The organism is Vibrio sp. 10N.239.311.G01 (assembly GCF_041465805.1).
GTDB classification, from domain to species: domain Bacteria; phylum Pseudomonadota; class Gammaproteobacteria; order Enterobacterales; family Vibrionaceae; genus Vibrio; species Vibrio crassostreae_C.
Genome location: NZ_JBFSRM010000001.1, coordinates 65126 through 88359, shown reverse-complemented (window position 1 = coordinate 88359; position 23234 = coordinate 65126). Strand labels below are relative to the sequence as shown.

Annotated in this window: 17 protein-coding genes and 2 tRNA genes; 10 read left to right on the top strand and 9 right to left on the bottom strand. The window is 45.0% G+C overall.

Annotated elements, in window-relative coordinates; genetic code table 11:
* Positions 1 to 180: 180 nt before the first annotated feature.
* The gene (nhaC, locus tag AB6D06_RS00395) at positions 181 to 1617 is read left to right on the top strand and encodes a Na+/H+ antiporter NhaC (protein ID WP_017063453.1); all 1437 of its coding nucleotides are present in this window, start codon (positions 181 to 183) and stop codon (positions 1615 to 1617) included.
* 96 nt (positions 1618 to 1713) lie between these two features.
* Here nhaC and AB6D06_RS00390 read toward each other — a convergent pair whose 3' ends face one another.
* From AB6D06_RS00390 to yejK, 3 genes are all read right to left on the bottom strand, one after another.
* Entirely contained in the window at positions 1714 to 2892 is a 1179-nt protein-coding gene (locus AB6D06_RS00390; RefSeq protein WP_017065980.1) for a hypothetical protein, read from the bottom strand.
* A gap of 76 nt (positions 2893 to 2968) precedes the next feature.
* The gene (locus AB6D06_RS00385; RefSeq protein WP_372099927.1) at positions 2969 to 4372 is read right to left on the bottom strand and encodes an Hpt domain-containing protein; all 1404 of its coding nucleotides are present in this window, start codon (positions 4370 to 4372) and stop codon (positions 2969 to 2971) included.
* Between the two features lie 105 nt (positions 4373 to 4477).
* Entirely contained in the window at positions 4478 to 5482 is a 1005-nt protein-coding gene (gene yejK, locus AB6D06_RS00380) for a nucleoid-associated protein YejK (protein ID WP_017061190.1), read from the bottom strand.
* An 84-nt stretch (positions 5483 to 5566) separates the two neighbouring features.
* On the opposite strand from yejK, the gene AB6D06_RS00375 reads away from it, so the two are divergent.
* The 4 genes from AB6D06_RS00375 to AB6D06_RS00360 all read left to right on the top strand — a co-directional run bounded on the left by AB6D06_RS00375 (position 5567) and on the right by AB6D06_RS00360 (position 8369).
* Positions 5567 to 5794 carry a YejL family protein gene (locus AB6D06_RS00375; protein WP_004734063.1) on the top strand — a complete coding sequence of 76 codons (228 nt, stop codon included), beginning with the start codon at positions 5567 to 5569 and terminating at the stop codon, positions 5792 to 5794.
* A gap of 28 nt (positions 5795 to 5822) precedes the next feature.
* Positions 5823 to 7631, top strand: coding sequence for a DUF3413 domain-containing protein (locus AB6D06_RS00370; RefSeq protein ID WP_372109812.1), 1809 nt, complete (start codon positions 5823 to 5825; stop codon positions 7629 to 7631).
* A gap of 138 nt (positions 7632 to 7769) precedes the next feature.
* Positions 7770 to 7860 (top strand) — tRNA-Ser (locus tag AB6D06_RS00365).
* Positions 7861 to 8278: 418 nt separating this feature from the next.
* Positions 8279 to 8369, top strand: a tRNA-Ser gene (locus tag AB6D06_RS00360).
* A gap of 75 nt (positions 8370 to 8444) precedes the next feature.
* On the opposite strand, the gene AB6D06_RS00355 is transcribed toward AB6D06_RS00360, so the two are convergent.
* Together AB6D06_RS00355 and AB6D06_RS00350 are read right to left on the bottom strand one after the other, a co-directional pair.
* Positions 8445 to 10571 (bottom strand): methyl-accepting chemotaxis protein, encoded by a 2127-nt coding sequence (locus AB6D06_RS00355; protein ID WP_372109811.1) that lies wholly within the window; start codon positions 10569 to 10571, stop codon positions 8445 to 8447.
* 189 nt (positions 10572 to 10760) lie between these two features.
* The gene (locus tag AB6D06_RS00350; RefSeq protein ID WP_136973525.1) at positions 10761 to 11681 is read right to left on the bottom strand and encodes a histone deacetylase; all 921 of its coding nucleotides are present in this window, start codon (positions 11679 to 11681) and stop codon (positions 10761 to 10763) included.
* 262 nt (positions 11682 to 11943) lie between these two features.
* Here AB6D06_RS00350 and AB6D06_RS00345 point away from each other — a divergent pair, with 262 nt between their 5' ends.
* Complete coding sequence (locus AB6D06_RS00345; protein WP_372109810.1) at positions 11944 to 12630, top strand: SDR family oxidoreductase; 687 nt, start codon at positions 11944 to 11946, stop codon at positions 12628 to 12630.
* Entirely contained in the window at positions 12608 to 13639 is a 1032-nt protein-coding gene (locus tag AB6D06_RS00340) for a DUF3080 domain-containing protein (RefSeq protein WP_017063445.1), read from the top strand. The genes AB6D06_RS00345 and AB6D06_RS00340 overlap by 23 nt, the downstream gene beginning before the upstream one ends.
* A gap of 18 nt (positions 13640 to 13657) precedes the next feature.
* On the opposite strand, the gene AB6D06_RS00335 is transcribed toward AB6D06_RS00340, so the two are convergent.
* The 3 genes from AB6D06_RS00335 to AB6D06_RS00325 form a co-directional block, all read right to left on the bottom strand.
* Positions 13658 to 15652: a DNA topoisomerase III gene (locus AB6D06_RS00335; RefSeq protein ID WP_017063444.1), complete on the bottom strand. Its 1995-nt coding sequence runs from the start codon at positions 15650 to 15652 to the stop codon at positions 13658 to 13660.
* A 115-nt stretch (positions 15653 to 15767) separates the two neighbouring features.
* Positions 15768 to 16316, bottom strand: a complete 549-nt coding sequence (locus tag AB6D06_RS00330) for an NAD(P)H nitroreductase (protein WP_017059376.1) — start codon at positions 16314 to 16316, stop codon at positions 15768 to 15770.
* 207 nt (positions 16317 to 16523) lie between these two features.
* Complete coding sequence (locus AB6D06_RS00325; RefSeq protein WP_372109839.1) at positions 16524 to 18533, bottom strand: FAD-dependent oxidoreductase; 2010 nt, start codon at positions 18531 to 18533, stop codon at positions 16524 to 16526.
* 279 nt (positions 18534 to 18812) lie between these two features.
* Here AB6D06_RS00325 and sppA point away from each other — a divergent pair, with 279 nt between their 5' ends.
* Positions 18813 to 20663 carry a signal peptide peptidase SppA gene (gene sppA, locus AB6D06_RS00320; RefSeq protein ID WP_029235699.1) on the top strand — a complete coding sequence of 617 codons (1851 nt, stop codon included), beginning with the start codon at positions 18813 to 18815 and terminating at the stop codon, positions 20661 to 20663.
* 118 nt (positions 20664 to 20781) lie between these two features.
* On the top strand, positions 20782 to 21798 hold the full coding sequence (ansA, locus tag AB6D06_RS00315) for an asparaginase (RefSeq protein ID WP_017063439.1): 1017 nt from the start codon (positions 20782 to 20784) through the stop codon (positions 21796 to 21798).
* A 143-nt stretch (positions 21799 to 21941) separates the two neighbouring features.
* Here ansA and AB6D06_RS00310 read toward each other — a convergent pair whose 3' ends face one another.
* The gene (locus AB6D06_RS00310) at positions 21942 to 22223 is read right to left on the bottom strand and encodes a YeaC family protein (RefSeq protein WP_010437067.1); all 282 of its coding nucleotides are present in this window, start codon (positions 22221 to 22223) and stop codon (positions 21942 to 21944) included.
* Positions 22224 to 22336: 113 nt separating this feature from the next.
* On the opposite strand from AB6D06_RS00310, the gene AB6D06_RS00305 reads away from it, so the two are divergent.
* Positions 22337 to 23143 (top strand): DUF2989 domain-containing protein, encoded by an 807-nt coding sequence (locus tag AB6D06_RS00305; RefSeq protein WP_017059380.1) that lies wholly within the window; start codon positions 22337 to 22339, stop codon positions 23141 to 23143.
* Positions 23144 to 23234 lie beyond the last annotated feature (91 nt).

Here is a 23234-nt window from a genome sequence, read left to right as displayed (position 1 = left end):
TGTAACAATCATGAATGTAACAAAAATTTAGATTATGAAACCACAATTGATTGAGTTAACAGTCAAATATCACAACTTGGGCGTATTTTTTCGATATAATAAACTAATTACTGTAGTGTCCGTTTTGCACCACACACTATAACGAAGCACTATAAATGCTCGAAATCACAAGAGGCTTTTATGAAGCAGAGTAAAACTCGCCTACCGAACCTATTGCAGGTATTCATCGCGTTAGGACTATTTCTATCCCTTGCTTTTTCCTTTACTGCAAAGCTTGACCTTCCAATTCAACTTGCCTTGTATATTGGCTGGTTCATTATCATGGTTCTTGGTATTCGTCTTGGACACCAATACAAAGACTTAGAAAAAGCAGCACTCAAAGGAATATCCAATGGCTTAGGCGCGGTTTTAATACTTTTAGCCGTTGGCGCTCTTGTTGGTACTTGGATCTCAGGCGGGATCGTACCTACTATCATTTACTATGGTCTGAAAGCTATCCACCCTTCTATCTTCCTTTTAGCGACCATGATCATCTGTTCTCTAACTGCATTGGCGACCGGTACTTCTTGGGGTGCTGCGGGTACAGCAGGTATCGCGATGATGGGTATCGGCCAAGGCCTAGGTGTTCCAGCACCGATTACTGCAGGTGCCGTGCTGTCAGGCTGTTACTTCGGTGACAAGATGTCTCCTCTTTCTGATTCAGTGATTCTGGCTTCTTCAATGTCTGGTGTTGAAGTGGTTGAACACATCAAGGGCATGCTTCCAGTTGCGTTAATCAGCTACGTGATTACAGGCATCATGTTTACTGCGTTTGGTTTCCACTACGCGGGCAACGTTGACATGAGCCAAGTAGACTCTGTAATCAAAGCAATGGAAGTTCAGTTCTACATCACGCCTTACTCATTCGTTCCGGTACTTATCGTGCTTGGTCTGTTGGCTTTCCGTATGCCTTCATTCCCGGTCATCAGTTTTGGTTCTCTGCTGGGTATTATCTGGGCAGTCATGATCCAAGATATCGACTTCCTAACGGCATTCAACACGGCTTGGGCACCGTTCTCAATCTCATCTGGCGTAGAGTTTATTGATTCGATTCTTAACCGTGGCGGCATGTCTTCAATGCTGGGTTCAGTTGCGGTTATCGTATTTGGTCTAGGTTTTGGTGGCTTACTGGATAAAGTGGGCGTACTAGAGACAATCGCTAAGGTGTTTGAGCGCCGCGTAAACAGCGCAGGCTCACTAGCGACTAGCACAATTGGTACGGCTTTCATGGGTAACGTATTCGGTTCTGCAATGTACGTATCGTTAATCCTTACACCAAAAATCTGTGCGAAAAACTACGACCGTTTAGGCTACAAACGTAAGAACCTATCGCGTAATGCTGAGTTTGGTGGCACGTTAACGTCGGGTATGGTTCCGTGGAGTGATAACGGTATCTACATGGCGAGTATTCTTGGTGTTGCGACGCTGTCTTACGCACCGTTCATGTGGTTAAGCTTCATCTGTATCATCGTGACTATCGTGACATCTTACATGGGTTGGTTCGTTGATAAGTGTGAACCAACAGCACCAGCGTTTGAAGCTGAAGAAGCAACAGAGTTAAGCAAGCAACAAGCTTAAGTTCAGGAGCTAACGCTTTCGAACATAACTCAAAACGTTAATGGTTAAATGCAAAAAGAGCGCCCTAGGGCGCTCTTTTTTGATCTGCTGATTTACTTATTTGTTGGCGGTTCGTTTACCCAACCAGTAACCGATGCCTAACGGTGCAAAGAACACTACTAAGATAAACAGGATGAAGTAGATAATCACACCTTTGATTAACTCCATTAGCTTATCAATCGCCAGTACCACCACCTCTTGAGAGACGCGATCAAGGTCTTGCGTGAACAGTTCTCTTTCTGAAGTCACAATGCCGGCAATCTCGATGCGCTCTTTCGCAATCATCTCTACTAGAGCTTCTCTCTCACGTGTCACCATTTTTTCTAATGCCACACGTTCATCACTCAGCATCGCTAATTTTTGGTCGGTTTTATCACTGAGGTCGTTGAGCAATGGTTGCATTTCTGTCGACATAATAGAAGCCAGTGTTTGCATGTACTCCGGATTGTTCTCAATGAAGTCTTGCATGCTTGCTGATGTTTGGCGAAGGCTTTCCAGCGTCATCGATAGGTCTTCACCCGTTAGTGAGCTATTCAATGCAACCAACTCCGCCTTCCACGACATCAGTTTTGGTGTCTGGTCAGCCATAAGGCTTAAACGATCAGATGCGTCACTCATTGCTTCTGGCATGGTGCCTAAGCTCTGAACGATTTGCGATTCGTCTTTACCAAGGTAATTTAGCCATTCACGGTAAGCAGGTGTGCTTCTGAATGTGAGGTCTTTAAATGGGTGGCTAGCAGAAAACTGCGCAACGAACGCTTTGCTGTTTTTGAAATCACTCGAGCTCAATACACCCTTTGCCAGCTTCTCGGCTTCTTGATCAAGAAAACGAGCGGTCTCTACTGCATCATCCGTCGCGAACAGATCCGCGCCGTCGCCTTGGCTATAAAACTGATTCATTTGGGCAGTGAAAACCCACGAGTCAATTAACGCAGACATAGGGGAAGTTTGGTAAGCCGCTTGTTGTAAGCCCTGCTCTGCATGGATCTTCCAAAGCAACACATAAGATTGATGTAAGGTGTCATCAGCAGGGTAAGATTGCGCGATGAGATCGGCCGAATCTTCTACTCGTGTAAAGAACATCTTGGCGTATTCACGCGTCATGATCCGAGCATTTAACTCTTGTTGAGTGAGAGGCGTCGTTTGACTATCTAACTTAACTTCTAAGAGAGAACAACCACTTAGCACAATGCTAAGCACCAACACCATCCAACTTCGACTCGAAACTCGTAACATATAAACCTCTGACAAAGACTAAGGGCGCTGATTGTATGAGCGCTTCGTCATAGTATTGTCAAAAATCCTGTAAAAGTTAACGCTGACTGTCTAAATATTCATGAGCAGAATCCACAGAGGCTTTTATAGCCTGCTCTAGTTCAGCTAAATCATGTTCACTGATTGCTCTGGACTGCTTCATTGTCATTTCAATGGTTGCGGCAATGATGGCTAACCGAGACGCTTTAATACTGCCAGCCACGCCTTTTAAGCTATGTACAATGCGAGCCGCGGAGGTTTCATCTTTGGTCAACAAAGACTTAAACTTTTCGTAGTCACCTGCGTGGTCTTGTACAAACACACCAAGCAAGAGTTCGACAGACTCAGCATCACCATCGAGCGTTTCTAACATGTCTTCGATATCAATCGCAGGCTTTGAATCTGTGACACTGGCAACGTGTTTCTCTACTACTGGCGCCTGTTCAGGGACTTGCTGAATAGAGTATTGCGGTACAACGGGTTGGCTTGTAACGTTAACGCTCTGCGGAGGTTGAGAGTCGGAAGACTGGCGCGTTGGCCTGTTCTCGGATACATAAGCGTCACTATCTGCTTGTTTCACTGCTGAGGAAACAACATCGCTATAAGAAGCGTCTTCCTTATTTGAATTAATTTCTAGTTCAGAGCTGAGTTCTTGGTCTGCTTCTTTCATCGTTTTTGTGGACCTAACGCCCCAAAACACTATCCCGCTCATCGCCACCAAGCTTAAGCCTAGCATCACCAACAATAGGTTGAATTGACGATCATGGAACTCAGCTTCGAGTTTTATGATCTGTTCATTTACTGAGTTTTTCTTAATCTTATCAACCAAATAGTTAAGCTGAGCGTAATCACTCAACAATGCTGACGCATCAGCCAGTAGTTGTTGGAGTGCATCTTGTTCTTCGTTTTCTAAGGAATAAGATTTTTCTAGAATGGAATCAAAGGCGCGATAAGTCGCTGACGAACTTTGATTTTCAGAATACATGGCTTCAAATACCACAACACCGAATTCGTTGAGGAGCGGTTTTAGCTGAGGGGAAAGCTCTTTATCAGCACGCAAGATCTTAATGTTATCAACGATGTCTTGAACTTGGCTTTCTATTGGAATGAACTCATCGAACTTTTCTAGGAACTGATCAGCTACGTACAACAGTTGGTTGACATCAGGACGAAACAAGGCGTGTTGGAAATCAGATTCAATCTGCAGTCGGATCGAATAAACCAACTGAGCATCGAGTGCGAGATCATTGATACGAGAGACTCGAAGCGGTTCTGAGAAATAAAGCGATTGCCTCAATTCGTTGACTCGAATACCGAGCTCTTCGATTTGAGCTAGAGAATTGGTGTAGGAACGGCTTAGATTAAGAAGAGCCAATGAAGGAAGTAACCACAGAGCCAAGAGCACAACCAAAAAGGTGGCTGGTTTTTTAAAGCGTTTGGGCTTTGCTACTGATTGTTCCATCTATATTCCTTGTGCGTGTTAACTTGAAGCCATGACCGTAGCTAAAAGATTAAGCACAAAATAAGCGACAACGTCCTGCTGCCGCTTTTATCCGTTAACTTCGGACTATGACTTATTGCGAGTCAGTTGGTCACGTAAGTTCGGTGGAGTGCCTTTAATCGTTAGCGTGTCTGTCTCCGGATCGTAAAAGATACGTTCGCCTAGAAGCAGACTATCAAAACTAACATTCAAACCGCCACCAGCACCAACAAATTTTGTTAGTTTACGCATAGTTGCGCGATCGGCTGGGAAGCTGTCTTCTAACTCGTAGCCTTGCTCACTAGTATAGTCAAAGAAGCTTGTGCCATCTGTGCTTGCTGGCAACTCACCAGAAAGTTCACGAACTTGTACTTCATCGCCCGCTTTAAGCTGCTCGTTACAGTAATCCGCAACCTGCTTTTTGTAGCTGATCGCTTCTTCTTTCTCTAATTTAGAGTCAGAAACGAAGTCTTCTACCGCTTGCATCAGTACTTGGTTCTGCTGTTTCGCATCCAAACCGACTTCAGCTTGTAAGAAATCTAAGAAGAAATCCGCGACTTTACGGCCAACACGTCCTTTAATATAAGTTAAGTAACGGTTTGACTCTTTATCAGTCTCATAAGTTGAAAGGTCTAGACGAGCCGCGATATCCATTTTTGAGATATCAAGGTAGTCAGTCGCACTAATATCAAGCCCTTCAGTTACCTTTAGGCTTTGGTTTGAAGGCAATAAACCAATGAAAAGATAATCTGTTGCAAGTGACTGATATTCAGCCATTACCAAGATACCTTCGTCAGCGAATGGGTACTTTGATAGTTCGTCTTTTAGACGTTGCGCACTCTTTTGAGAAAAATCGTAAAAGTTTGTCTCACCAGCACGAAGTTGATGCAACCACTGCTGGAATTCGCTGTCAGATTTGAAAGAACCAAACCCTTTGCCTGCTTTTGAATTAAAAACACGGTGAAGTTCAGCAACTAGGCTTTCAGATGAAGCATCGTTTTCTAGAGATTCAGCACGATAGTTAACAATCAGCTCATCCTGATCGTTCTTGCTCAGCTGGTGTAAAATTACGTTGGAAAGGTGAAGGCTCATAGTGAAAATATTACCGTTCAGGTTTCAGTTGTCGTGCATAGTAGGTTATCATAAGCCGCTTTTACTATCATTATTAGAGTCCTTATGCCGATTATATCTAAATACACAGATGATCAAGTTGAAAAAATCCTAGCTGAAGTAGGTGCTGTACTAACTAAGCACAAAGCTTCGCCAGAACTTTCACTGATGATCGCTGGAAATATCGCAACCAATGTCTTAAATCAGAATGTTGCTGCTTCACAACGCAAAGGAATTGCTGAAAAATTTGCCGAGGCTTTAATTTCTTCTCTTGAAGATAAAAAGTCTCACTAAATTTGATTGACGGATAAAAGAATTATAAATGGTAGACAGCGCAAACTCATATAGCGATCGTGTATCTCGACTGGTTGGTTGGGGTCACTGGTTTGCATTTTTCAACATCATTGCTGCGATGTTGATTGGTACTCGTTATATTACTCAATCTGCTTGGCCAGAAACCTTGCTAGGCCAATTCTATTTGGCTGCATCGTGGGTTGGTCATTTTGGCTTTTTAGTGTTCGCGCTCTATCTATTAGTGCTGTTCCCGCTCACTTTTATTCTTCCGTCGAGGAAGTTATTACGTTTGGTTGCCGTTATCTTCGCGACCATAGGTTTAACTGTCCTACTGATTGATACCCAAACGTATCAAAATATAAACCTCCACCTGACGCCTGTCGTGTGGGAGGTTTTATTCAGTGGAGAGGAATCTGCATTCACGTCTGATTTGCAGCACCTCTTCATTGTTATGCCATTTATCTTCTTACTACAGCTTGGTCTGTCTGAGTGGGTTTGGCGTAAGCAGCGTAAACTGTCTCATAAACACATTGGCCGTCCGATTACTGCCGTCTTCTTCTTGTGTTTCATCAGCAGCCACTTGACCTACATGTGGGCTGATGCGTACTTCTATAACCCAATTACTAGCCAGAAAGCGAACTTCCCACTGTCTTACCCAATGACAGCGAAAAGCTTTATGGAAAAACATGGCCTATTAGACCGTGAAGAGTACCTTGAGCGTTTAGAAGCGAACAAAGAGAACGTAAACCTAGTTAGCTACCCGCTAGAAAAAATTCAATACAACCGCCGCAGTGATGATCTTAATATCCTGATGGTGAGTGTGAACAACCTTCGCTCTGACGCACTTAATGCGACGGCGATGCCAAACAGCTATGCCTACGCGCAACAGTCGATCAACTTCACCAACCACTACAGTTCAAGTAACGATATGTTCGGTATTTTTGGCTTGTTCTACGGCCTACCGAGCAGCTACGCAAGCAGCATTGAAGCTCAGGGGTCAAGCGCAGTATTGCTCGATGTTTTAGAGAATCACGATTACAAGTTCGCTGCTTTCAGTGGCGACAACTTTAGCGATGCACTTTACTCGGATATTATCTTCCGAGGCCGTGATGTGATGCTAGAGCAAGCAACTTATGATGACCAGAGTGCCATAAAAGCTTGGTCTAACTGGATTCAATCACCGCAAGCTAAACGCCCTTGGTTTAACTTTATTGAATTAACCACACTGGATAACTTCGCCAGCTACGATTCAAGTTCAGAGTCGGACTCTACGCTAACGACAGCAGAGCGTTTTGCAGCAGACTATCAAAAGTCGGCGACAGCGGCCGATGCTCAGCTAGCAACTATCTACGCTGAACTGGAACGCTTAGAGCTTGCCGATAACACGGTGGTTATCATTACCTCTAACCACGGTACTGAGTTTAACGAAACCAAAACCAACAGCTGGGGTGCAAACTCCAACTACAGTCGTTATCAGTTACAAGTACCACTGTTTATCAGCTGGCCTGGCAAGTCTGCTTCTGAATACACCCACCGTTCTAGTCATCTAGACGTGTCAGTAACACTGATGCAAGAGCTATTGGGTGTATCTTCGAACCCAACAGATTTCAGTAGTGGTCGCAGCCTGTTTAATGAACGTAACAGAAAGTGGATTCTCGCGGGCGACTCTCGTGAACTTGCTCTTGTTACTGACCAGCAAACAACGGTGTTGGATAAATTTGGTAACTACAAATTGTACGACCAAAATTACAAGCGCCTGAAAAACGTAAGCCCTCGCTTACCTGTGTTGATGCAAGGCCTGACAGAGCTACAGCGTTTCTACACAAAAAATGACTAAATAATCAGCAAACAGCAAAGGGAAGCCAATGGCTTCCCTTTTTTATTGCCGTGAATGATTAGAAAACAAGCAACAAAACAAAATTATGAAAATTAAGGGTTTACAAGATCCTCCACCCCTTATATTATTCACGCCACTGGAGGGATGGCTGAGTGGTCGAAAGCACCGGTCTTGAAAACCGGCAACCGTTAATAGCGGTTCTAGGGTTCAAATCCCTATCCCTCCACCACTTTAAAGAAAGCCGCTGAGAAATCAGCGGCTTTTTTGCATCTGAAGCTTTTTAAAATATAAAGCTCATCTAACAAAACTCTCTACAGTCCCAGTTTCAAACCCATTCACTTTATACCTAGTTTTAAATTCCGATCTCACCGTTCTAAACTAAAAGTTCATGCGCCTAAGCCACTCCCCTCATAACTTTACCTGCAAGCCAATTAGATACTTTCTTTTTTAATAGCACAGAAACACTTCACGTATAACAAAAGTTGGGAATACTTGGCTTATTGAATATTAGATTTTGTCGGCTTCTTAATAAACCGAACAATAAATAATCATTCAGAACAAAAATACCAAAAAGCGTTCATAAAAAAAGCAGTCAGTTAATAAGGGTATTTACAAGCGAAAGCCACCCTTATATTATACGCGCCACTGGAGGGATGGCTGAGTGGTCGAAAGCACCGGTCTTGAAAACCGGCAACCGTTAATAGCGGTTCTAGGGTTCAAATCCCTATCCCTCCACCACATTAAAGAAAGCCGCTGAGAAATCAGCGGCTTTTTTGTATCTGGCGTTTACGTAAAGAGCTTACGTAGTTTCTACTACGCCACCTTTCGGCTCACTTCAAAGCGTCCAATCAATTGGTCTAAGCGGCTCAATGCATTGCCCATCAAAGAAACTCGACGTGCGAGTTGCTTAGTAGACAGTTGTAAGTCAGATATTGAACGTTGGGCTTTATCTGCCGTTTGTCCGTTTTTCTGACTGTTCTCATCTAAGTTAGACATCGTGGTAAAGAGGTCACTCACCGCTGCTTGAATTTGTTCACTGCGGGTGTTTGAGTCTACTGTTAAGTTTCCCTTACTCACATTCTCCACGCCTCGCTCCATAGACTCAACAGCACTGCGAGACTTACTATGCAGCTCTTTCATTAGGTCACTAATATGGTTAGCAGCTTGTGAAGTTCGGTCAGCCAGAGTTCTTACTTCAGAAGCGACGACAGAGAACCCTCTCCCGTGTTCACCTGCTCTTGCCGACTCAATGGCCGCATTCAAGGCCAAAAGGTTAGTCTGCGCGGTAATGTCAGTAATGATATCTATAATGTCAGACACCTTAGTCATTTCATTATTCACCTCATTCACGCTATGCGCCGAGCTTTCTACGATATTGCGAACAATCTCCATGCCTTCGACGGACTGATTGTACTCCTTATCTGCGCTCAGGACGGCTTGTTTCATCACCGTGTCCATTTGCGTTGCTGAGACACTCGCATGAGTAATTTCGCTCTGTTGATACTGACTCAACTGAAGCATATTGCTTAACGCTTGTGATGCATCATCACTGGTTTGCTTCATCACGACACTGCGACGAAACATCGATTCCGAAACCTCTCTAACTTCGTGACTCGCATGGATCAACTCACTCACCGTGTTATCTAAATTGTCGATAAAACTGTTAGTCCAGCGCCCTAAGTTGCCAAGTTCATTATGACTGAATGTGGTGGGATCAAGTCTCCGACTTAAGTTGCCATCACCTTCAGCTAAGGTCTGCATTACCCCGGTCATTTCATGAATCTTCTTCGCTAGTGGTTTGGCGCTAACTAAACGGAATAAGCCCAATGAAAGCAACGCGCAAGCGAACATAATGCCACTCTGCATAAAAGGTGTGAGTGTATAAAGGTTGGCAAACAGTAATGGAACAAATAGAGGCAGTAGCATGCAGCTGATAAAGTGCTTAGATAAGGTATAACTTAGACTTCGGTCTCTGTAGACCTCTTCTAAATCGGACTCACACATCATGCCAAAGGTATCTGGTGAACCATCCAATTGAAAAGTGATACCTTTGCCAATAACGGGTATGTGGCGATAGTCAGAATACCCCGGATAACCAATAAACAAGTTATTGCCATTTTTAATGGTTTCTCTTACGCCTGGGTGAAGCTGATTAGTGGCTGGGTCTGTAAAGCGAATCTCAAATTCGGTGTGGTGCTGGATCTTAACCGTTCCCCAATCAGTATGAACCCCTTGCTTTAAGTTCTCGCCGTGTGAAAAGGTATTATCTTCAAAGCGAGAACGAGAGAGCGCAACACCCGGCTGAGTATGAGGATCATGAATGGAGTCGACCATAAAGATATAGTTATCACCCGACTCGCTATAAATATGCCCCGCTTCTCTTTGAATAATGTCACCAATAACATCATTTGGAACACGACCACATAGGAATTGCGGCGCCCCTTCATCCCGAGAAAAGGGGACATAAAACATCAGCGTTACTTGGTCATGAAACGATGAACTCGAAGCCCCTACGTTCAACGTGCGCTGATCCATATACGGCCCATGCAGATAACGCTTTGAAGCCCCTTCAACTAAAGCCTTCTTGTCTCCAAGGTTAACCCCTACATGCTCATGATAACTCGATGCTTGTGCTATCCCCTTAGCATCGACGATCGCCAACTCAGAAAAATCCGTACTGCGTTTAAGAAGGCTAGATAACGTCCCCTGTGCTTGCTCTTCCGTTCGACTTGCCAAATAAACAGCAGAGTCTTCTAAAAAGTCCCATTGATTCTTGACCCAGTTATGCAGAAGTTGAACTCGCGTGTGAGCAATACTTTCAAAAGCTTGTTCAAGCTCCTCCGTCCTACTTCGATTGAGGAAACAAGCTCTGCGCATAGCCAGTTTTCCTGTTGCGCCAAACCAATTAAGCCAACTACGTTCCTTGTCCGTCAGGTTCATTTTTATCCCTTGTGTTTTTATAGACACATGGGTCAAGCAATTTACAGACCACAATTAACCACACAAATACGTAATTAATAAAAAAGTACTTTATATGAGTCACAATGGTGCAAGCGTGTCTTTTATGGTGCAAAAGGCGCTTATTTCACACCATCATTTCAATGAACTATCAGCCGCTAATTTGAGAGGTTAACCGTGAACATGATAGGCCGCTTTTAACAGCTGCATGTGAATCGGCACCAGATCTTGGTGTTTAGTGCGGTACCCGCCACCGACTACGCAAGCCATCGGAATAGACTCTGATTTCGCTAATTCAATCATGAAACAGTCGCGCTCAAATATCCCTTGTGTCGAGACATTCAAATAACCCAGTTCATCGTCTTGATGAATATCTATCCCCGCATCATAAATAATCAGATCAGGTTGATGGTGAGCAATCGCTAACTTAGTGACTTGTTCAAAACAACGTAGGAACTCTTCATCTTCTGTTTCACGACTTAATGGCACATCTAAATCGGATAGCGGCTTTCGTGCAGGGAAGTTTTTATCGCAGTGGAACGACAGAGTAATGATGTCGTCGTTGTCTTGGCAAAGAGTTGCTGTGCCATCACCATGATGAACGTCGCTATCAACGATCAGCACTTTATCGATATGTTCAAAGGTCAGCGCGTGTTTTGCCGCTAAAACCAAATCGTTCAACAAACAAAAGCCACTTCCAAAATCATGATGCGCATGATGATAACCACCACTCAAATGAATCGCTAAACCAGTCTCTATTGCCATTTCAGCGGCCAAGCAGGTTCCACCACTTGAGTAGAGTGTTCTTTCGATAAGTTGCTCGCTCCACGGGAAACCGATACGTCTCATCTTTGCTGCAGGTAACTTACCAGACACGAGCAAATCAACATATTCGCTATCATGTACCTGTTTTACTTGCTCAACCGAAACCGGCGTTGGTTGGCACACTTCAAACTTGCACTTCCATCGAGGTTCGCTATTCATCAGCGCCTCAACAGCACTATGCAACAACTGATATTTGTTGATTGGGTAGCGATGACCTTCTGGTAAAGGTAACTGTGAATAGATTGGGTGGTAAATTAAAGGAATCATAATCAGGCTAATTGCGTATCTTTCTCAAAATCATAACAGCCTCAAACTTGGCGACAACCTTAATTAATGATAATGGTTATCATTGTTATTAATTATAAAGTAGAGACCATAATGAAAAACGTAATACTCATCTTTGGGGTGATCTGCGGCTCAGCGGCAGCAGTAATGATTTTTGTAGGAATGCTAATGGCCAGTTGGTGGAGCGTTGATTTTCTCGTGTTAAGCCATCAAACTTAACTAATTGAACTGAAAAGGAATCACCATGAGCGTTATTTTTATTACTGGAGCGAACCGCGGCATTGGCTTAAGCCTGACTCGACAATACTTGGAAAGTAATCACAAGGTGTACGCGACTTATCGTGATGACAATTCAGCAAAAGAACTGCTCTCACTCGCAGACCACAACACCAACCTTACCTGTATTCAATTAGAGATAACCGATTACCAAGCAGTAAACCAACTCCCTTCGCAAATAAAGTCGATTGATATCTTGATCAACAACGCTGGCTACTATGGCCCTAAAGGCTACGGGCTGGGTAATACCGATGTTGAAGAGTGGCGTCGTGTATTCGAAGTCAACACCATCGCTCCACTAAAGCTTGTCGAAACGCTATTGCCTTTACTCAAAGACAGCGATATCAAAAAGGTCGCTTGTTTATCCTCTAGAGTCGGCAGTATGTCAGAGAACACCTCAGGCGGCGGTTACATCTATCGCTCCTCTAAAGCCGCTCTAAACTCCGTGGTGAAGAGCCTAAGCAACGACTTAACCGATGATGGCTTTACGGTGTTAGCACTGCATCCAGGTTGGGTGCAGACTGAAATGGGTGGCCCTAATGCTCTGATCGACACCGACACTTCAGCTTCCGGCCTGATTGAAGTCATCGAGTCAGCGAATACCGAAGTGAGTGGTCACTTCTTCAATTTCGATGGCAGCGAAATTGACTGGTAATCCACAGATGAATGCAGGGCATCTCTCAAACCTAGTTAAGCACTCAACGCTGTTTTGTCTAACAGTGATGCTAGCTGGCTGTTTCAGTGATGGCCCCGGCGACTTGTTCGACGACTATCAAACAAAGATAGCCAGAGTACAAGATGCTGACGAGATAATAGAGGAATGGGAATTTGAAAGCCTACCGAGAAAACGAGAACTGCTGCTTGACGTGCCCTCACTCTCTATCGGCCTCATCGACAGCTACCAGCTTCGTCAGTGTGGATTGTTCAATCTGATTGCAGAAAGAAATTCGGTTCTGGGCAAGGTCGCGGATGAGTTTCGTAATTACGATTATCAAGTCGCGCTACTTGAAGGCGTGGGCAAATGTTTATCCAGTAATGAATTAGACCCAGAGATCGTAGAATTACTAAGAGAAATTGAGCAACAGAAACTCGCACAGTTTCCACTGCATCAATGGAATCTCATCTATGCCAGCGATGCTATGCAGTCACAAATGCGGGGTAGTCAGTGGTTACGCGCTGATATAGGCGATCAGGTACGACAAACCAGTGATGCGTTAGAACACATCAATCAAGCGTTAAACACATCGCTCGTTTCCGGCAAAACCACTGAGGTTCAAGAAGTATTAGAGAAGAGTTCGACCCTTGGGGATTTATACTACTCGCTCGCTCGGGCGTCAGTTGAGCTTGATACCATCACCAAACAGCTGACAACTTTTGATGACAAGATCATCTGTGGTAAACAACGAGACACCACTAAGTTCCGCTATCTCAACAATGTGTTCGAGCAACAATACATAGGTAAGGTTCAGCCTTACATGGCGCAACTGGATGGCTACTATCAGCACATAGCCCCGCAACTAGGAATGTTTGACGCGCAACCTGAACTGCACAGTTATTACTTTCCCATCCAAGATGCACATCAAGCCTTTCGATCATCCACTCGTCGCCATGTTGACTATTGGCAGCAACTGTTTAAACGTTGTGGCCGTAAAGTCGGTCGCTAATCCTAACCTCAATAAGTCTTAGCTTTTAGTGCTCTTTTTAGCGGAAGTACCTTTCTTAGCATACGTACCTGTCTTGGCGTAAGACTTCTTCGCCCCACCGCCTTTACGGCGTTTGAAGGCAGGTCTCTCGACTTTAGGAAGGTGGCGGAGTGATTCAGGAACTTCGCCGGTTTTTACTTTACCCATTAAACCATCAATCTTGCTTTCTAACGCTTGCATGAAAGGCTGATACGCTTGATTTCGTTCTGCCATGCCTTGCAGCTGGTGCTCCCAATGTGCCGTCATGTCTGGGAAGGTAGAATCCTCAGGTAAGGCATGAATCAAGCCTCTGCCCGCAGGGCTACTGTGAATACTCTTACCTTGGCGCGTTAGCAGCTGCCTTTTGAATAGAGTATCTAGAATACCCGCACGGGTTGCTTCTGTGCCAAGGCCATCGGTTTCTTTCAAAATGGCTTTGAGATCTTTGTTCGCAACAAAACGCGCGATACCTGTCATCGCTTGAAGCAATGTCGCTTCCGTGAAGTGTTTTGGTGGCTCAGTTTTCTTATCACCAATCACGCCTTCACGGCACGTCAACACCGTACCTTTATCCAATGGAGGAACCGTATCCGTGCCATCCCCTTTTTCTTCGGTATCCGTTTTACCCATCAACACCTTCCAACCCGGGTTGATAAGCTGACGCCCTTTTGCGATGAACACGCCACCAGCGATATCAAAGACCAGCTTAGCATCAGCAAAAACCGCAGGTGGGTAAAACTGCATTAGATACTGACGAGCGATTTGCTGATAGATTTTCATCTCGTTGGCAGACAGGCCGTTCACCGATGACTTCTTCGGAGTAGGAATAATCGCGTGGTGAGCATCGACCTTACTGTCGTTCCATGCTTTTGATTTAAGAGAAAGGTCCGCACCTTGAGCGCCACTTTGCAGCTCTTTCGCATTGTTAGCGATAGCATCAACGATCGATTCTCGCTGCGAGTAGTGCTCTTTAGGTAGATAGCGGCTATCAGAACGTGGGTAAGTGATGAGTTTGTGTTTCTCGTACAATGACTGACACGTATCTAACACCTGTTGAGCACTCATACCAAAACGCTTAGACGCATCAATCTGCAAGGCTGACAGCGAGTAAGGCAGTGGCGCAGCTTGTTTACTTTGCTTTTGCTCTGATTCCGTCACCGTCGCGGGTTGATTCGCAATTCGGTTAGCCACATTCTCAACCAGCTTTCGATTGAGCACGCGCCCTTCTTCATCTTGCCATGGTTTACATGCTTCGCTTGGCTTCCAACGCGCACGAATATCAAAGCTCTGGCCGTGATTTTGATAAGGGATCAAAGCGTGCAAAGTGAAGTAATCTTTCGGAATAAAGTTTTCGATCTCTTCATCGCGCCTTACCACCAAACCAAGTACAGGCGTTTGTACTCGCCCGACCGACAACACACCTTGGTAGCCAGCCTTTTGACCGAGTAAGGTATAAGCACGAGTCATGTTCATGCCATACAGCCAATCGGCTCTAGAGCGCGCTAATGCGGAAATAGAAAGCGGAATAAAGTCACGGTTGCTGCGCATTTGAGAAAGTGCACGTTTTACGGCAGGTAAGTTCAAGTCGCTGATCAGTAGCCTGTCCATCGACTCTTTCTTAGCCTTAGAGACTTTGCAGTAATCAATCACTTCATCAACCAGCAACTGCCCTTCTCTATCCGGGTCTCCGGCGTGAACAATTTGAGTGGCGTCCTTCAATAGCTTTCGGATCACCGTGAGCTGTTTGCTTGAAGTCTTACGCGGTCTTAGCTGCCATTGCTCCGGCACGATAGGAAGATCGGCTAAATTCCACTTCTTATAACGGTCGTCATAAGCATCCGGCTCAACCTGCTCCAATAAGTGTCCAATACACCAAGTCACCACATCCCCATTGCCACATTTGATAAACCCTTGGTCTTTCTTTTGTGGATTAGGTAGTGCAGCGGCGATCGCGCGGCCGAGGCTTGGTTTTTCAGCAATAATAAGGCGAGACATGTTTTTCCAGATGCTACAAACAATTAGAGCCACATTATCTAATGTGGCTCTAATAAATCAAGAAAAACTGGTTGTTTATACAGTTAGCATTCCACTATTCAAGCTTCAGCTTTCTTTATAAAAACTCAACGAACTTAGAGAAGTCGCGCTCTGGCACTTTCATTGGTGTACAGCCTGGAGTGCCTAGGTATAGGAAGCCAACAATTTCATCGTCGCCTTCTAGGCCAAATGCTTGGTGTACTTCTGGGTGGAACATCCATTTACCTGAGCGCCAAAAGCCTTGGAAACCTTGTGCGACTGCGGCCATTTGCATCGCCTGTGCAGCACAACCCGCAGACAGATGTTGTTCGATAGCAGGCACTTTCTCGTGCTCAGTTACTTTGGCAATCACAGTAATCACCATCGGAGCTCGGAACGGCGCTTTTTTTACTTTCTCGATAACCGCTTCTTCGCTGTCATCCGCTTCAGCGGCGCGCACCAAGATGTCTGAAAGCTTTTGTAGGCCTGAACCTTGCGCGATAACAAAGCGCCATGGTGTTAGTGCACCGTGGTCTGGAGCACGCAGCCCTGCTTTGATGATGTTTTCTAACGCCACACCTTCAGGTGCCGGATCAGAGAGTTTTGCGATTGAGCGTCTGTTGAGCAACAGATCCAAAGCATCCATTTGAAGTCCTTACTATTTCTTTATTATTTGTATACTTGAACTTTAGCACAGAATACAAACGATAATAAATCTCAACGGCTGTCCATTTAGGCTAGATTAGAAACAATAAAGGCTCCTAAATCTATGACTTAGGAGCCTTGTTCAAAATCTAACTCAGCAAATTAAGTAACAATATCTACTGATAAGATTACAGTTTGATAGCTGATTCTATAACTTAATCGCTAGCTCAACACCTTGACGAATTGCGCGTACTGCATCCAATTCACCCGCGTAATCGGCGCCGCCTATCACATGCAGTTTGCCACCAAACTCTTGCCACATGTCTTCGAATGGACGAACTGACACCTGACCTGCACATACGATAACCGAGTCAGCATCCAGCACCTGCTCTTTCTTACCAACGCTGATATGCAGACCTTGGTCATCAATCTTGTTGTAGCTCACGCCACCCAGTAGATTAACACCGCGTTTTTCTAGTGTGCGTTTGTGAATCCAGCCTGTAGTTTTGCCCGGACCTTTACCAACGCGCCCCGCTTTACGCTGCATCACCCAAACCGTTTTGTCGCTGAATGAATCCGGGTAAGGATACAAACCACCTGGGTGTTCCATGTTCTTATCGATGCCCCACTCATGCAGCCAATCATCTAGGTTGTGTGACGCCGGCTCGGTGAGCATGGTTGCCACATCGACACCGATACCACCAGCACCAACAATCGCGACCTTTTCGCCTACTGGTGTCTTTTCGCGAATCAAGGTTTGGTAATCGACCACGTTTTCTTGGTCAATGCCCTCAATATCGAGCTTTCTTGGCTCTACGCCAGCAGCCATCACCACTTCATCGTACTTCAACAACATCTCAAACGTTGCTTCCGTATCCAGTTTCAGATTCACGCCGGATGCATCGATTTGGTTAGCAAAATAACGAATCGTTTCTCTGAACTCTTCTTTGCCCGGTATCTGCATTGCTAATCTAAACTGGCCGCCGATACGGTCATTTTTCTCAATCAAGTCAACCTTGTGTCCACGCTGGGCTAGTGTCGTCGCACAAGCTAAACCGGCTGGGCCTGCGCCAACAACCGCAATGGTCTTAGTCGCTTGCGCTGGCTGAACAACAATTTCAGTCTCGTAACAAGCGCGTGGGTTCACCAAACAGCTCGCACGTTTACCTTTAAACACGTTATCAAGGCAAGCTTGGTTACAACCGATACAGGTATTGATGAACTGAGCTTGGTCTTGAGCTGCTTTATTAACAAAATCCGGGTCTGCCAAGAATGGACGCGCCATAGACACCATATCAGCCTGCCCAGAGCTAAGAATACGTTCGGCCTCTTCTGGCGTATTAATTCGGTTACATGTCACCACTGGGATCGACACGTATGGTTTCACTTTTTCCGTCACCCAAGAGAATGCACCACGTGGTACTTGTGTCGCGATAGTCGGAACACGCGCTTCATGCCAACCGATGCCGGTATTGATAATAGTCACGCCTGCTTCTTCCAGCTTTTGAGCCAATAGAACAACATCTTCAAAGGTGCTGCCTTGCTCAACCAAATCCAGCATCGACAGTCGGAAAATAATAATGAAGTCGTCACCCACTGCTTCGCGAATCGATTTAACAATCTCCAGCGGGAAACGCATGCGCTTCTCATAAGAACCGCCCCATTCGTCGTAACGCATATTGGTACGTTTACAGATGAATTGGTTAATCAAGTAACCTTCAGATCCCATAATCTCAATGCCGTCGTAACCCGCGACTTGGGCGAGTTCGGCACTGTTGGCAAAGGCACCAATGGTCTTTTTAATCTGACGAGGGCTCATCTCACTTGGAGCGAACTTAGCGATAGGCGCTTTAATGCCAGACGCACTTTGCGCAAATGGGTGCATCGCATAACGACCTGCATGCAACAATTGAAGCGCAATTTTACCGCCGTGCTTGTGGACGGCTTCGGTAACAACTTGGTGCGCTTTAGCGTGCTTTACTTTACTGAATTCAGCACTGAATGGGGTTAATCTGCCACGTAAATTAGGAGAGAAACCACCAGTAACAATAAGGCCAACGCCTCCTTTTGCTCGCTCTTCATAAAACGCGGCGAGTTTGTGGAGACCTTCTTTATTTTCTTCTAAACCTGTATGCATTGATCCCATCAATACACGGTTACGTAACTGGGTAAATCCAAGATCGAGTGGTTCAAGTAAATGTGGGTACATGGCAGACATCACTTCTATTATTTTATCCTTGTGGTCTGACCACAGTATAGTTCAATCACCAAAAGTTCAAACAACCGTTTACATTTTTGTAACACCGATCATAATGCTGCACGTATTAATCGTTCAGAAGCCCTTAATTTGACTACACTTAATGAGAATATATATCGATTAACAATTCTTGGTGTAGTTTGAGCTTGGGAATTATCGTAGGATACTAAGCAGTTCATATTATTGAGATTAATGGTACTACGGCTTGTTAAAGCGACGTAATCTCACTGCGGAGACAGAATGAAAAAAATATTCAAATTTATAGGCATGTTCTTTAAAGGGATTTGGAAGCTCATTACGTTTGTACGTCTTGCGCTGGTTAACCTAGTCTTTTTACTCAGTATCGCCATCATCTACTTTGTGTACTTCCATTCAGATACGGCTCAACCGACGGTTCCTCAGGATTCGGCTTTAGTGCTTAATCTGTCTGGCCCTATTGTGGAACAAAGCCGCTATATCAATCCGATGGATTCGGTCACAGGTTCACTACTTGGCAAAGACCTTCCAAAAGAGAACATCCTGTTTGATATCGTTGAAACGATTCGCTACGCAAAAGACGATGACAAGGTTACTGGTATCGTTTTAGCTCTCAAAGAGCTGCCAGAAACCAACCTGACCAAGCTACGCTACATTGCTAAAGCATTGAATGAGTTCAAAGCAACAGGCAAACCGATTTATGCGGTGGGTGACTTTTACAACCAAAGCCAATATTACCTAGCCAGCTACGCAACTAAGGTCTTCCTATCACCAGATGGTGGGGTTCTTCTTAAAGGCTATAGCGCTTACTCGCTTTACTACAAAACGTTGTTAGAGAAACTAGACGTAAACACGCACGTGTTCCGTGTGGGCACTTATAAGTCAGCTATTGAGCCTTTCATTCGTGATGACATGTCAGACGCAGCGAAAGAGTCCGCTTCTCGTTGGTTAAGCCAACTATGGGGTGCGTACGTTGATGACGTCAGCAACAACCGTCAAATAGACGCTAAGACACTGAACCCAAGCATGGACACCTTCTTGAAAGAACTTGAGTCTGTGGACGGTGACATTGCAAAACTGGCCGAGAAACTTGGCTTAGTGGATGAGCTAGCGACACGCCAGCAAGTTCGACTAGAGCTTGCCGATGTTTTCGGCAGTGACGGCCAAGACAGCTACAACGCGTTTGGTTACTACGAATACCGTACAACCATGCTTCCAAACATGACTAGTGAATCACACGACGTTGCCGTGATTGTAGCGAGCGGCGCAATTATGGATGGCAAGCAACCACGTGGCACCGTTGGCGGCGATACCACAGCAGCCCTACTGCGCCAAGCACGTAACGACGATAAAGTGAAAGCGGTTGTACTTCGTGTCGATAGCCCAGGTGGCAGTGCCTTTGCTTCTGAAGTTATCCGTAATGAAATAGAAGCGATCAAGCAAGCGGGTAAACCGGTTGTTGTGTCGATGTCGAGCCTTGCTGCTTCGGGTGGTTACTGGATCTCGATGGGTGCGGATAAGATCCTAGCTCAGCCAACCACACTAACGGGTTCAATTGGTATCTTCAGTGTTATCACCACCTTCGAAAAAGGGTTGAACGATATTGGTGTTTACACTGATGGCGTTGGCACCTCACCTTTCTCAGGTCTTGGTATTACAACTGGACTTAGCGATGGCGCGAAAGACGCGTTCCAAATGGGCATTGAAAACGGATACCGCCGATTCATCAGCCTAGTTGGAGAAAATCGCGGTCTGGAAGTCGATGCTGTCGACAAGATTGCTCAAGGTCGAGTTTGGACAGGTCAAGATGCGATTCAGAAAGGCTTAGTCGATGAGATTGGTGATTTCGATGATGCGGTTGCAGCTGCGGCTTCACTTGCAGAGCTTGAAAGCTACAACATTTACTGGGTAGAAGAGCCACTTTCGGCCACTGAACAATTTATTCAAGAATTTATGAACCAAGTTCAGATGTCGATAGGCCTAGATATTCAATCGATGATACCAAGCAGTTTACAGCCTGTTACTCAGCAGTTAGCTCAAGATAGCCAGCTGTTAGGCAGCTTTAACGACCCACAAGGCCGATACGCTTTCTGCTTAAATTGCCAAGTTCAATAAGTTGAGCCAATAACTCAATGACTAAGGGGTGCCTCTGTGTGAGGTGCCTCTTTTTATTGCATGATAATTCGCTATAATCGCCCCCCTGTTCCCTACATCACACTAAGTATTAATCGCCATGGAAAGAAAACACATCTATATCGCGTACACCGGCGGCACAATTGGCATGCAGAAGTCTATTGACCACGGCTATGTTCCAGTCGCAGGTTTCATGGATAAGCAGCTAGCTGGCATGCCTGAATTCCATCGCCCAGAGATGCCTAAGTACACCATTCACGAATACTCTCCATTAATGGACTCTTCAGATATGACGCCACTTGATTGGCAGACTATCGCTGATGACATTCGCGCGAACTACGATAAGTACGATGGTTTCGTTATCCTGCATGGCACAGACACTATGGCTTACACTGCCTCTGCACTGTCTTTCATGCTTGAAAACCTCGGCAAACCTGTGATTGTTACGGGCTCTCAGATCCCACTAGCAGAGCTTCGTTCAGACGGACAAGCAAACCTGCTGAATGCGCTACACATTGCCGCAAACTACCCTATCAACGAAGTGACACTGTTCTTCAACAACAAGTTGATGCGTGGTAACCGCAGCACAAAATCACACGCAGATGGCTTCAATGCGTTTACGTCTCCAAACCTGAATCCATTGCTAGAAGCGGGTATCAATATCCAACTTAGCAATAACGTAAAGGTAAACGAACAACCTAAAGGTGCTTTCAAGGTTCATAACATTACTCCGCAACCTATCGGCGTAATCACAATGTACCCAGGCATCTCACACGAAGTTATCCGTAACACGCTATTACAACCTGTTAACGCAATGATTCTGCTTACTTTCGGTGTGGGTAACGCACCACAAAACCCAGAACTGCTTCAGCACCTGAAAGATGCCTCAGAGCGCGGTGTTATTGTGGTGAACCTAACTCAATGTTTGGCTGGTAAAGTCAACATGGGTGGTTACGCGACAGGTTGTGCACTAGCAGAAGCGGGCGTGGTGAGTGGTTACGATATGACACCAGAAGCGGCACTGGCGAAGTTGCATTATCTATTAAGCCAAAACCTAGGCTACGAAGAAGTGAAGGCTCAGATGCAACAAGTATTGCGCGGTGAGATGAGCTTATAACCTGTTCAAGGATTCACGTTAAAGCCAGTTATTCTATGAAAGTAACGGCGGCTTAACGTGAACTAAATCGTTTTATTGCTTATAAATAAACGAGTTAAACTAAAAGGGGTGGCACATTGCCACCCCTTTGTTGTAATTTAAGCTTAATGATTCGGGTTAACCCTAACAATGTCTTCTTGATCTGACTTAAACTGTTTCTTTAGTTCAGACTTAGATTTAAAGCTAATCTCACCACCAGCTGCAATTGTCATATGTTGAGCTTCAGAGTTATGTTTAGATTGGTATAACATAACCGCTTGCATACACGAGTCGCGCTGTTCTTTTGAGAGCGCCGTACCTTCTGGCCATTTACCCGTTTCAACTGCGTAGGTTAAACGTTCGTAGACCTCGGGTGTCATTGCGCTAAGAAGTTGTTCTGCATCCATGGTAAAGCCTTAGTTTTAACAATTTTCACCAGAAAATAACCCGTAACAGAATTGAGTCAAGAACCTGACCAATAATAAGTGCATCTGATCACAAGTGAAGGAATATGAAAATTATGAAATGGTTGGCGATTAGCCTATTGCCTTTCACTCTGGTTGGGTGTCTTGAAGGGAACAAAAATACCGATCAACTGTGCCAAAGCAATCCGGGTCTTCAGTGTGAACAATTGAACATGAACGATGGGCAATGTCGTGTCGCACGTACCGACCTCATCTGGCATCGATTTGAAGTTCAGAAGCAACCCACCGAAATCAACAAAATTAAAGAATTCGAATTAGTCACTGCCTACAAAAAGTGCCTAGAGCTCGCGGCACAGATCGAAACGATCGATCAATCTAAGCTGCAAGAGCGTCGCTTTACCTCTTTAATGCACAGTATCGAAGAGTCTGAGCGCATTGTTGATGAGCTATCGAAATCTGATACACCGGAAACGCTTTACTTCTTGTGGTCGCAAACTGGGGACACCAATGCCAGACGCAGTTTCCTACAACTAGAAGGCTCTGAAGCGTTAAACACAGCTGAGATGCAATATGCCTTGGCAACCTTCTATACCACCCGCAATCATATAAAGACACTTAAGCTACTCAATAATGCGCTAACGCTTTCTAATGGCTCGGTAGCCAACACTGAAATCTTCAAGTCGATGGCCAGTATCAACCACAGCCTGGGACATATGGAAAAAGCGTACGTTTGGGCAATGGTTGCCAAAGACTTTGACGTGCCGATTGCTTCTGAAGCCGAGCTCACGGTGTTGTACCATTTCGACAAGGCAACCTATAAGAAGCTAAATAAAGACGCAGATAACATCGTCGAAGCGATTGAGGATGGAATTTACAGCCCTTCAATCGTCCCGAGTTACTGATCGCTTCATTTATAGTGTTCTTACTTAAGCTTGTTATTCACCTGCTTTCAAATAAAAACAGCTACCTTTTTAGTAGCTGTTTTTATTTGTA